Annotated in this window: 12 protein-coding genes; 11 read left to right on the top strand and 1 reads right to left on the bottom strand. The window is 72.0% G+C overall.

The window, feature by feature from the left end; genetic code table 11:
* The first annotated feature begins 15 nt into the window (after window positions 1-15).
* From AB0I29_RS11995 to AB0I29_RS12030, 8 genes are all read left to right on the top strand, one after another.
* Window positions 16-684, top strand: coding sequence for a GntR family transcriptional regulator (locus AB0I29_RS11995; RefSeq protein ID WP_357481743.1), 669 nt, complete (start codon window positions 16-18; stop codon window positions 682-684).
* Window positions 681-1,610 carry a carboxylating nicotinate-nucleotide diphosphorylase gene (gene nadC / locus AB0I29_RS12000; protein ID WP_357481745.1) on the top strand — a complete coding sequence of 310 codons (930 nt, stop codon included), beginning with the start codon at window positions 681-683 and terminating at the stop codon, window positions 1,608-1,610. The genes AB0I29_RS11995 and nadC overlap by 4 nt, the downstream gene beginning before the upstream one ends.
* A gap of 112 nt (window positions 1,611-1,722) precedes the next feature.
* Complete coding sequence (lysS, locus tag AB0I29_RS12005; protein WP_285105365.1) at window positions 1,723-3,252, top strand: lysine--tRNA ligase; 1,530 nt, start codon at window positions 1,723-1,725, stop codon at window positions 3,250-3,252.
* 39 nt (window positions 3,253-3,291) lie between these two features.
* The gene (locus AB0I29_RS12010; protein ID WP_357481748.1) at window positions 3,292-3,474 is read left to right on the top strand and encodes a hypothetical protein; all 183 of its coding nucleotides are present in this window, start codon (window positions 3,292-3,294) and stop codon (window positions 3,472-3,474) included.
* A 175-nt stretch (window positions 3,475-3,649) separates the two neighbouring features.
* Complete coding sequence (locus AB0I29_RS12015) at window positions 3,650-3,979, top strand: Lsr2 family protein (protein WP_285105368.1); 330 nt, start codon at window positions 3,650-3,652, stop codon at window positions 3,977-3,979.
* Window positions 3,980-4,091: 112 nt separating this feature from the next.
* The gene (locus AB0I29_RS12020; RefSeq protein WP_357481750.1) at window positions 4,092-5,174 is read left to right on the top strand and encodes a beta-propeller fold lactonase family protein; all 1,083 of its coding nucleotides are present in this window, start codon (window positions 4,092-4,094) and stop codon (window positions 5,172-5,174) included.
* Window positions 5,174-6,526, top strand: coding sequence for a D-inositol-3-phosphate glycosyltransferase (gene mshA / locus AB0I29_RS12025; RefSeq protein ID WP_357481752.1), 1,353 nt, complete (start codon window positions 5,174-5,176; stop codon window positions 6,524-6,526). Before AB0I29_RS12020 ends, mshA begins: the two co-directional genes overlap by 1 nt.
* Window positions 6,527-6,581: 55 nt before the next feature.
* Window positions 6,582-7,322, top strand: coding sequence for a phosphoglyceromutase (locus AB0I29_RS12030; RefSeq protein WP_285105373.1), 741 nt, complete (start codon window positions 6,582-6,584; stop codon window positions 7,320-7,322).
* Window positions 7,323-7,413: 91 nt separating this feature from the next.
* Here the strand turns inward: AB0I29_RS12030 and phoU are convergent, their stop codons facing one another.
* Window positions 7,414-8,061, bottom strand: a complete 648-nt coding sequence (phoU, locus tag AB0I29_RS12035; RefSeq protein WP_285105375.1) for a phosphate signaling complex protein PhoU — start codon at window positions 8,059-8,061, stop codon at window positions 7,414-7,416.
* Between the two features lie 273 nt (window positions 8,062-8,334).
* Here phoU and AB0I29_RS12040 point away from each other — a divergent pair, with 273 nt between their 5' ends.
* The 3 genes from AB0I29_RS12040 to pstS all read left to right on the top strand — a co-directional run bounded on the left by AB0I29_RS12040 (window position 8,335) and on the right by pstS (window position 11,587).
* Window positions 8,335-9,621 (top strand): ATP-binding protein, encoded by a 1,287-nt coding sequence (locus AB0I29_RS12040; protein WP_357481754.1) that lies wholly within the window; start codon window positions 8,335-8,337, stop codon window positions 9,619-9,621.
* Window positions 9,618-10,316, top strand: coding sequence for a response regulator transcription factor (locus tag AB0I29_RS12045; RefSeq protein WP_285105379.1), 699 nt, complete (start codon window positions 9,618-9,620; stop codon window positions 10,314-10,316). Before AB0I29_RS12040 ends, AB0I29_RS12045 begins: the two co-directional genes overlap by 4 nt.
* A gap of 119 nt (window positions 10,317-10,435) precedes the next feature.
* Window positions 10,436-11,587 (top strand): phosphate ABC transporter substrate-binding protein PstS, encoded by a 1,152-nt coding sequence (gene pstS, locus AB0I29_RS12050; protein WP_357481757.1) that lies wholly within the window; start codon window positions 10,436-10,438, stop codon window positions 11,585-11,587.
* Window position 11,588 lies beyond the last annotated feature (1 nt).

Below are 11,588 nucleotides of genomic sequence, written 5' to 3' on the forward strand. Positions count from 1 at the left end.
ACATAGACTGGACCCGTGAAGCCGGACCGCGCCGAACGGAGCGCAGACGCCATCCGCGAGCTCATCGTCACCGGACGACTGACCCCCGGACAGCGGCTCTCGGAGCAGTCGGTGAGCGAGTCGCTCGACGTATCGCGCAACACCCTGCGCGAGGCCTTCCGGATCCTGGTCCACGAGGGCCTCCTGGTCCGGCGGCCGAACGCCGGCGTCGCCGTCGCGCGACCGGCCCTGGCCGACATCGTCGACATCTACCGGGTCCGGCGGCTCATCGAGGTGCCGGCGCTCGCCGCGGGCGACCCGGCACACCTGGGAGCTCGTGCCATGCGCGACGCCGTCGACGCGGCCCTCGCTGCCCGCCTCGGCGGGGACTGGCGGGACATCGCCGCCGCGAACATGCGGTTCCACGCCGGGATCGTGGCGCTCGCGGGCAGCCCGCGTCTCGACCGGCTGCACGCGAACCTCTCCGCGGAGCTGCGCCTGTCGTTCGGCCTGCTGGGCGACGACGGTGCGTTCTTCGACGGTTTCGTGGACCGCAACGCAGATCTTCTTCGCCGGTTCGTGGCTGGTGATCCCGAAGGGGCGGCGGCTGACCTGGACCGGTACCTCACCGACTCGCAGCGGGCGCTCCAGTCGATCGTCGACGCGGACGGCGCCCGTCACGCGCCCGATACGGTGACCCGGTGAGCACCCTCCCCGTCTTCGCCACCCCCTCCACGGTCACCCCCGGCCTCGACCCCGCGTGGGTCGCCCGGGTCGTCGAGATCGCCCTCGACGAGGACCTCGGCCCCGCCCCGGGCCGGGACGTGACCTCGCAGGCGACCATCCCGCCGTCGGGCACGGGGGTGGCCGAGCTCGTGGCGCGCGAGGAGGGCGTGGTCGCGGGGCTCGTGGTGGTCCAGGAGGTCCTGGACCAGGTGGCGGCCCGGCTCGACCTCCCGGCCCCGGGCGTGGTCTTCCACGCGCAGGACGGCGACGCCGTGACCGCGGGCCAGGTGCTGGCGAGCCTGGAGGGCCGTACGCAGGTGCTGCTCGTGGCCGAGCGCACCCTGCTCAACCTGGCCAGCCGCGCGTCCGGCGTCGCGACGGCCACGCGCGCGTTCGCCCGGGAGCTCGCGGGCACGGGCGCCCAGGTGCTCGACACCCGCAAGACCACCCCCGGCCTGCGCGCCCTGCAGAAGTACGCCGTGCGCGCGGGCGGCGGCACCAACAAGCGCATGGGCCTGTACGACGTGGCCATGGTCAAGGACAACCACGTGGTCGCGGCCGGGTCGGTCGCCGCCGCGATCCGCGCCGTCCGCGAGATGTTCCCCGACGTCCAGATCCAGGTCGAGGCCGACACGACCGCGCAGGCGCTGGAGGCTCTGGCGTCGGGCGCGGACTTCCTGCTGCTGGACAACATGGAGCCCGGTCTCCTCGGCGAGACGGTCGCGGCCGTCCGGGAGCAGGAGGGGAAGGACGGGGTCCCGGCGCACGTCGAGCTCGAGGCGACGGGCAACCTGACGCTCGACAGGGCGCGTGAGGTCGCGGCCACGGGCGTGGACTTCCTGTCGGTGGGCGCGCTGACGCACAGCGCGCCCATCCTGGACCTGGCCCTGGACCTGCGCGCCTGATCCTTTTCGCGGCGAACGCGCGCAGGACGCGGCATTTCCGCCGGGTCCGGTGTGTCCAACCGGGCGGATAAAGAGAACTCGGCGGGTGATGCGCACCGATAGAATCGCCTCCGTGACGACCGAGAACCCCGCTGCCGAGAACGCCGCGACCCCGCCGACCGACGACCTGCCCGAGCAGCTGCGGATCCGGCGCGAGAAGCGTGAGCGCCTCCTGGCGCAGGGCACCGAGGCGTACCCGGTCGGCGTTCCGGTCACCGACACGATCGAGGAGGTCCGCGAGAAGTACGGGCACCTCGAGGCGGGCCAGGAGACGGACGACGTCGTCGGCGTGGCCGGCCGCGTGGTGTTCGTCCGCATCGGCGGCAAGCTGTGCTTCGTCACGCTGCAGGACGGCGAGGGCAACCGCCTCCAGGGCATGCTGAGCCTGGCCGCGCTCGGCGAGGAGGCGCTGGCCGCCTTCAAGTCCGACGTCGACCTGGGCGACCACCTGTTCCTGCACGGCCGCGTCGGCGCGTCGCGCCGGGGCGAGCTGAGCGTCTTCGCCGACGAGTGGCGCATGGCGGCCAAGTCCCTGCGGCCCCTCCCGGTGCTGCACAAGGACCTGTCCGAGGAGGCGCGGGTCCGGCAGCGGTATGTCGACCTCATCGCGCGTCCGGCGGCCCGTGACATGGTGCGCCTGCGCTCCGGCGTGGTGCGTTCCCTGCGGGAGAACTTCTATCGCCGCAGCTTTCTCGAGGTCGAGACGCCGATGCTGCAGACCATTGCCTCCGGCGCCTCGGCGCGCCCTTTCTCGACGCACATGAATGCGTACGACCTGGAGCTCTTCCTGCGGATCGCGCCGGAGATCTTCCTGAAGAAGGCGGTCGTCGGCGGCGTCGAGAAGGTTTTCGAGATCAACCGCAACTTCCGTAACGAGGGCGCGGACTCGTCGCACTCGCCGGAGTTCGCGATGCTCGAGGCGTACGAGGCCTACGGCGATTACAACACCATCGGCGCGCTCACCCAGGACCTGGTGCAGACCGCGGCGCAGGACGTTCTCGGCACCACGCTCGTGACCCTTCCGGACGGCTCCGAGTACGAGCTGGGCGGGGAATGGGCAAATCTGCGGATGTACGACTCGCTCTCCGAAAGCCTGGGCGAGGAGATCACCGCCGCCACCTCCGTCGAGGAGCTCGAGAAGATCGCCGAGCGGCTCGATGTCGAGGTCGGCAACAAGAAGATCCTGAATCACGGAAAGCTCGTCGAGACGCTCTGGGAGCACCGGGTGGGCGACCACCTGACGGCACCGACGTTCGTCCGGGATTTCCCGGTCGAGACGTCGCCGCTCACGCGCGACCACCGCTCGGAAAAGGGCCAGGTCGAGAAGTGGGACCTGTACGTGCGCGGCTTCGAGCTGGCCACGGGCTATTCCGAGCTGGTCGACCCCGTGATCCAGCGCCAGCGCTTCGAGGCGCAGGCCAGGATGGCCGCGGCCGGCGACGACGAGGCCATGCTGCTCGACGAGGATTTCCTGACCGCGATGGAATTCGCGATGCCCCCTTCGGGTGGAATGGGCATGGGCATCGACCGTCTGCTCATGGCTCTGACGGGCCAGGGTATCCGGGAGACCATCCTTTTCCCGCTGGTGAAGCCGCAGGCCTGAGGATTTCGGCCGCGCAGACGAGTATGTGAGGATCTTGTGATGGATACGACGCTTGCGGTGCTCGCGGGGCTGACGCCCTCGATCGGGGTCGGCCTGTTGTTCTGGTTTGCGATGCGAAAGATCCTCCGGGCGGACCGTCACGAGCGTGAGGCTCTCGAGCGAATGGATCGCGAGGGCATGACGGCGACGGCGGAAAACACCAGGAATTCCGCTTCGCACTGATCCGCGCGGGTGAGGTTATCCGTACCGGCCTTCGCGGATCAAATCCACGCACTTCACGAACCTGGGTGAATTTTTCGTGATCGGTGTCACATGCTCATTATTGACATGTCAATATTGAGTGCGGCATGCTCGCGAACTAACCCCGGAATTTGTGGCGCGGAAGGGAAGTACCCGTATGGTTCAGAAGGTTCAGCTTGTTCTCGAAGACGACATCGATGGCGGTGCCGCCGACGAGACCGTGAACTTCGGCCTCGACGGCGTCTCCTACGAGATCGACCTGAATGCCGAGCACGCGGCTCAGCTGCGTGATTCGCTCGCTTCGTGGGTCGGCCACGCTCGCAAGGTGAAGTCCGCCGTTGCGCGGACCGCCACCACGCGCCGGTCCCGTTCCGGAAGCGACACCGCTGCGGTGCGTGAATGGGCCAAGGCCAACGGCTACACGGTCAGCGACCGTGGGCGCATCTCGGCCGAGGTCCAGGACGCCTACGCGAAGGCGAACGGCTGACGCCGACGTACTCACGACGGCACATCGCGCCCCGGCACCCCTCGACGAGGGGCGGCCGGGGCGCCGTGCATTCCCGGCCGGAGCACCCTGTGCACGTCATTAGGCTGCTCGCATGAGCAACCCCACCACCGCCCTGTGGATCGGCACCTATCCGAAGGCCGGGGCCGAGCCGGGCACCGGTGAGGGCGTCTGGCGCGCCGAGATCGACCCGGCCGGCCGGTTCGCGGGCGCCGTGCTCGCCGCGCCGGTCGCCTCGCCCTCGTTCCTCGCGCTCGACCCGTCGGGACGCACGCTCCTGGCGGTCGGCGAGACCGAGCCGGGCGCGCTCACGTCGTTCCACGTGTCCGACGGCGGCTCGCTCGCCCTCGCGGGCACGGTCGCCTCGGGCGGTACGAGCCCCTGCCACGTCGTCTCCACCGGCTCCGCGGCCTGGGTCGCGAACTACGGCGACGGCGTCGCCGCCGTGGTGCCCCTTGCCGACTCCGGTGTGCCGGGGGAGGCCCGCACCTTCCCGCACGAGGGGACGGGTCCGGTGACGGACCGGCAGGAGAGCTCGCACGCCCACTTCGTGCACCTGTGGGGCGACCGCGTGCTCGTGGCCGACCTCGGCACCGACGAGCTGCGCACCTACCCGCTGGACGGTTCCGGCCCGGCGGGCGGCGAGATCGCCGCCGTCCTGCCGCCCGGTACGGGACCCCGCCACCTGGTCGAGCTGCCCGACGGCACGATCCTGCTCGCCGGCGAGCTGGACTGCCGCCTGCACGTGCTGGTCCCCGCGGGTCCGGGCCGGCTGGAGGACGTCGGCTCGGTGGCGATCACCGCCCGTACCCTGCCCGACGGCGCCCCCGGCTACCCCTCGCACATCACCGTCTCCGGCGACCTGGTGCACGTGGGCGTGCGGGGCCCGGACGTCCTGGCGGTGCTCCGGGTGCGTGCGGCGGACGCCGGCTCCGGGGCGGCGCAGGGCAGCGAGGCCGCCGTCGGCCACCTGACGATCGAGAACGTCGCCGACGTGGACCTCGGCGCGGGCGCCTGGCCGCGCCACCACGCGGTCCTGGCCGACGGCGAGGTCGTCGTCGTGGCCGCGCAGAACACGGACGAGCTCGTCGCGGTCCGGCTGGACCGCGCGTCGGGCCAGGGCGAGATCACCGACCGGCTGGAGCTGCCCGTGCCCGCGTGCGTCCTGGAGGCGTGATGCGCGACAGCCTGCCGCCCGGTCTCCCGGAGCCGGACGCCCCCCGTCCGCTCCGGATCGCGATGGTCTCGGTGCACACGTCACCGCTGGAGCAGCCGGGCACGGGCGACGCCGGCGGCATGAACGTGTACGTGCTGGAGCTGTCGAAGGCGCTGGCCCGCCGGGGCGCGCAGGTGGAGATCTACACCCGGGCGACGTCGTCGGCCCAGCCCAAGGTGACCGACGCCGAGCCCGGCGTTCGCGTGGTGCACGTGGCCGCCGGGCCGTACGAGGGCCTGGACAAGAACGACCTGCCGGGGCAGCTGTGCGCCTTCGCCGCGGGCGTGCTGCGCGCCGAGGCGCACCGCCCCGAGGGCTGGTACGACGTGCTGCACACCCACTACTGGCTGTCGGGCCAGGTGGGCTGGATCGCGGCGGAGCGCTGGGACGTGCCGCTGGTGCACACCATGCACACCATGGCGCGCGTGAAGAACGCCTCCCTCGCGCCCGGGGACGCCCCCGAGCCGCAGGGCCGGATCATCGGCGAGGAGCAGGTGGTCGCCGAGTCCGACGCCCTGGTCGCCAACACCGACCAGGAGGCCGCCGACCTGGTGCGCGACTACCAGGCAGACCCCGCCCTGGTCCGGGTGGTGCAGCCGGGCGTGGACCTCGGCGTGTTCGCACCACCGCACGCCGTCGACGACCCGGCCGCGTGCGCCCGGCAGCGGGCCGAGCTGCGCGAGCGGCTCACGCTGCCGACGGACCGCAAGATCGTGCTGTTCGCCGGCCGCGTGCAGCTGCTCAAGGGGCCGGACGTGCTGGTCCGGGCGCTGGGGGAGCGGGTCTGGTCGGAGGGCGACGGGCAGCCGCCGCTGCTCGTGGTGCTGGGCGGCGCGTCCGGGCGGCCCACGGCCGTCCGCGAGCTCGAGGCGCTCGCCTACCAGGAGGGCGTGGCCGCACACGTGCGGGTGCGGCACCCGGTGCCGCAGGAGACGCTCGCCGACTACTTCCGCGCCGCCGACCTGGTGGCCGTGCCGTCGCACAGCGAGTCGTTCGGCCTGGTCGCGGCCGAGGCCCAGGCGTCGGGCACGCCGGTGGTCGCGGCGGCCGTGGGCGGTCTGCGCACGGTGGTCCAGGACGGCGTCTCCGGCGTCCTCGTGCCCGACCACGAGCCCGAGAGCTGGGCCCTGGTGCTCAAGAGCCTCCTGGACGACGACGAGCTGCGCGCGCGGCTGGCCGTCGGCGCCCGCGACTCGGCGACCCGGTTCGGCTGGGACCGCGCCGCCGACGAGATGCTGGACGTCTACGAGCAGGCCCGCAAGCACCACGTCGAGGCCCGCCGCGCCTGCGGCCGGGGTCCGTCCACGCTCTGAGACCACGGGACCGGCGGCATCATCGGCCCCGGAAAAGTGCGGCAGGATGGAGCCCATGACCTACACCCTCGTGCTGCTCCGCCACGGCGAGAGCGAGTGGAACGCGAAGAACTTGTTCACCGGCTGGGTGGATGTGGCCCTCTCCGAGAAGGGCGTCGAGGAGGCCAAGCGTGGTGGCGCGCTCCTCAAGGAGGCCGGGGTGAACCCCGACATCCTGCACACGTCGCTGCTGCGCCGCGCCATCATGACGGCGAACCTGGCGCTCGACGTCGCCGACCGGCACTGGATCCCGGTCAAGCGCAGCTGGCGCCTGAACGAGCGCCACTACGGTGCGCTGCAGGGCAAGGACAAGAAGCAGACGCTCGAGGAGTTCGGCGAGGAGCAGTTCATGCTCTGGCGCCGCTCGTACGACGTCCCGCCGCCGGAGATCGAGCTGGGCTCGGAGTTCAGCCAGGACGCGGACCCGCGCTACGCGGACGCCCCCGTCGTCCGCACGGAGGCGCTGAAGCTCGTGCTCGACCGCGCCCTGCCGTACTGGGAGAGCGAGATCGTCCCCGACCTCAAGGCCGGCAAGACCGTGCTGGTCGCCGCGCACGGCAACTCGCTGCGGGCCCTCGTCAAGCACCTCGACGGCGTCTCGGACGAGGCCATCGCCGGGCTGAACATCCCGACGGGCATCCCGCTGGTCTACGAGCTCGACGAGGAGACCCTCGCGCCCGTGAAGCCGGGCGGCACGTACCTGGACCCGGAGGCGGCGAAGGACGCGATCGCCGCGGTCGCCAACCAGGGCCGCTGACCCCCTGCCGAAACCGCTGAGTGCTGGATGTTCGCCCTTCTGAGCCACTCAGAAGGGCGAACATCCAGCACTCAACGTCTGGGCGGGTGGGTCACTCGTCCGGGAAGTCGCCCGTGACCAGGAAGGTCACGCGGCGGGCGACCGACACGCCGTGGTCGCCGAACCGCTCATAGTAGCGGCCCACCAGCGTCACGTCGACGGCCTCCTGCACGGTGCCCTGCCAGCCGGGCGCCAGGAGCGTGTTGAACGTCTCCTGGTGCAGCTCGTCGATGATGTCGTCGTCGCGCTCCAGCGCCTCGGCCACCGACAGGTCGCGCGTGGCGAGCAGCTTGGTGGTGCGCTGGGCCACCCGCACGGCGGCCTCGTGCATCTTGGCGAAGGTGTCCCGGGCCTCGGGGACGATCGCCTGGGCGGGGTAGCGCCCGCGTGCCACCTGGGCGACGTGGCGCGCCAGGTCGCCCATCCGCTCCAGCGAGGCGCTCATGCGCAGCGCGCTGACGACCACCCGCAGGTCGGTGGCGACCGGGGCCTGCTGCGCGAGCAGGTGCACGCACCGCTCGTCGAGCGAGTCCTCGATGGCGTCGATGGTCTTGTCGGAGGCGATCACCTCCTGCGCGAGCTGAAGGTCGGCCTCCAGCAGCGCCGTTCCGGCGCGGGTGATGGCGGACTCGACGAGCCTGCTCATCTCGGTCAGGTCGTCGCCGACCTGCTGGAGCTCGGCATCGAAGATCTGTCGCATCGGTTTCCTCTCGCACTCGGGGCGCACGAACGGTTCGCGTCCGCTGTCGCGCCGCCGCGAGGCGGGCAGGGCCGACGCGCGGCCGGGCCGGCCGCCCCGACACGTCCCGGGACGGCGCACGGCACAGCTACCGCCCGCACCCACCTAGGTTCGACGGCGCGATGTACTGGGAGGTTAACGCTCTTCCTCCCTGACATGAACAGTAGGCGACGCGATCCTCCGACCGACCGCCCACGTCCGTCAGCGGTTGAAACGTCGACCTACCCTGGAGGCGTGGACGGAATCATCTCCGGGGTACCGGTGCTGGTCGCCGGAATTCTCGGCGTGATCGTCGGCGTGGTCGCCACCGTGGCGTTCCGCGTCTCCGAACGGCATCAGCACGCCCTGCCCCCGACCGAACCCGACGAGCTCGACGCGGGTCTCGTCCGCGTGCTCTCGGTGCTGCGCTCCGCGGCCGTCGTGCTCGACGGCGAGGACGAGGTGATCCGCGCGTCGCCCCCGGCCTACGCCCTCGGCGTGGTGCGCAACGACGCCCTGGTGCACGCCGCCATCACGGACCTGGTCGCCCTCGTGCGGCGCGACGGCGTGATCCGCGAGCAGGAGCTGGAGCTGCCCCGCGGCCCGGTGGGCCAGGGCACGGTGTTGCTGCAGGTACGCGTGGCGCCGCTCGGGCTGGACCGGGTGCTGGTGCTCGCCGAGGACCGTACGGAGGCCCGCCGGGTCGAGGCGATCCGCCGTGACTTCGTGGTCAACGTCTCCCACGAGCTGAAGACGCCGGTCGGTGCGCTGGCGCTGCTCGCCGAGACGGTGGCCGACGCCGCGGACGACCCCGTCGCCGTCCGGCGGTTCACCGAGCGCATGCAGCGCGAGGCCGTGCGGCTCTCCGCGCTGGTGCAGGAGATCATCGAGCTGTCCCGGCTGCAGGGGGCCGGCGCGGTGCCCAAGCTGACGCCGGTCCCGATCCGCGAGGTCGTGGAGGAGGCGGTCGACCGGGCCCGCACCACCGCCCAGGCCAAGAACATCGCGATCACCATGGGCGGCGACCTGGACACCGAGGTGTACGGGGACCACAACCTCCTGGTCACCGCGGTCCGCAACCTGGTCGACAACGCCGTGGCCTACTCCGGGCCGGCCAGCCGGGTGGGCGTCGGGGTGAACGAGCGGGGCGGCCTGGTCGAGATCGCCGTGGTGGACCAGGGCGTCGGGATCGCCGAGGACGCGCAGGACCGCGTCTTCGAGCGCTTCTACCGGGTGGACCCGGCGCGCTCGCGTGACACCGGCGGGACCGGCCTGGGGCTCAGTATCGTCAAGCATGTCGCGGCCGACCACGGCGGCGACGTCCAGATGTGGTCCGAGCCCGGACGGGGCTCGACCTTCACGCTGCGGATCCCGTCCGCGGACCGGCCCGGCGCAGGCCGGGTCACCCCGCCCTCCCTGGCGGACGCCGTCCGCGAGGGCGAGGAACAGGACCCGAGCGAGCAGCAGGACCAGCACGACGAGCAGGACCAGCACAAGGCCGCGGACACCGCGGCCACGAAGAACGAGGAGGTAGGTGCGTGACGCGCATCCTGGTGGTCGAGGACGAGGAGTCGTACCGGGACCCGCTGACGTACCAGCTGACCCGCGAGGGGTTCGAGGTGATCGAGGCCGCCGACGGCAACTCGGCGCTTGCCGCGTACGACGCGGAGGGGGCGGACCTGGTGCTGCTCGACCTGATGCTGCCCGGGCTGTCGGGCACCGAGGTGTGCCGGGAGCTGCGGGCTCGCGGTGACGTGCCGGTCATCATGCTGACCGCGAAGGACTCCGAGATCGACAAGGTGGTGGGCCTGGAGCTCGGCGCCGACGACTACGTGACCAAGCCCTACTCCTACCGGGAGCTGCTGGCCCGGGTGCGGGCCGTGCTGCGGCGCCGGCAGCCCACCGACTCCACGGAGCAGGACGAGGACGGCGTGCTGGAGGTGGGGCCGGTGCGGATGGACGTGGAGCGGCACACCGTGGCCGTCTCCGGGGAGAGCGTGGCGCTGCCGCTCAAGGAGTTCGACCTGCTCGAGCTGCTGATGCGCAACGCCGGCCGGGTGCTGACCCGCGGCCAGCTCATCGACCGCGTCTGGGGCGCCGACTACGTGGGCGACACCAAGACGCTCGACGTCCACGTGAAGCGCATCCGCTCGAAGATCGAGCCCGACCCCGGCACGCCGAAGTACCTGCTCACGGTGCGCGGCCTGGGCTACAAGCTGGCCGACGACGAGGGGTGACCCCCGCTGAGGTGCGCCCCGGACGTGGCGCACCTCACGGGTGAAACGTGAACGCTGGTCACCCTCCGTTCACCCGGCGTTTGCTCGCGGGACCGCGCCCCTGAGTAGTTTCGCGAACCGTGAGCACCCCCCATTACACCCGCCTCGTCTCCGCCGCCACCGTCGGCGCCCTCGTGCTGCCGCTCGCGGGCTGCGCCGCGGCCGGGCTGCCCGGGTTCGGCGGCGAGGTGGAGCCGACGGCCACCGCCGAGGCGAAGGTCGTCGTCGCCGGCACGTTCGTCGGCGCCGGCGCGTCGTCCCAGGAGTCGGCGATGGAGGCCTGGATCAGCGGGTTCCAGGAGCAGCACCCCGACGCCGCGGTCAGCTACGACCCCGTCGGGTCGGGCGACGGCCGCGAGTCGTTCCTCGCGGGCGACACGGCCTTCGGCGCCTCCGACGTCGCGCTGAGCGACGAGGAGATGGCGGCTTCCGGCCCGGCCTGCGACGGCGGCAACGCGATCGACCTGCCGGTCTACATCAGCCCGATCGCGGTGGCCTTCAACGTGGAGGGCGTCGACCAGCTCAACCTGTCCTCGGACCTCATCGCGCGGATCTTCACGGGCCAGGTCACGCGGTGGGACGACCCGGCGATCGTCGCGGCCAACCCCGACGCGAAGCTGCCCGCGCTGGAGATCACCCCGGTGCACCGGTCCGACGACTCGGGCACCACCGAGAACTTCACCGACTACCTCCACGCGACGGCACCGGACGAGTGGCCGTACCCGCCGGACGGCGTCTGGCCGCTGCCGCAGGGGTTCGCCGCCGAGGGGACGGGCGGCGTGACGGACACGGTCCGCTCCACGCCGGGCGGCATCACCTACGCCGACGCCTCGCGCACGTCCGACCTCGGGCGCGCCGCCATCAAGGTGGGCGACGAGTACGTGCCCTACAGCGCGGACGCCGCGGCCGCCGTCGTCGACATCTCGCCGCGGATCGAGAACCGCTACGAGCACGACCTCGCCTTCGCCCTCGACCGGACCATCGACAAGCCCTTCGCCTACCCGATGGTGCTCGTGTCCTACCTCGTCGTGTGCTCGCGGTACGAGGACAAGGCGAAGGGCGGCTTCGTCAAGGAGTTCGTCGCGTACGTCGCCTCGGCCGAGGGGCAGCAGCGCGCGGCCGCGGCGGCCGGCAACGCCGCGATCTCGCCCGACGTCCAGGCCTGGATCGCCGAGGCCGCGAAGGCCATCTACCTGACCCGGGACCGCCCGGAGGAGCAGGCAGGCGGATGAC

It is taken from the genome of Promicromonospora sp. NPDC050262 (genome assembly GCF_040655935.1).
Taxonomy (GTDB): domain Bacteria; phylum Actinomycetota; class Actinomycetes; order Actinomycetales; family Cellulomonadaceae; genus Promicromonospora.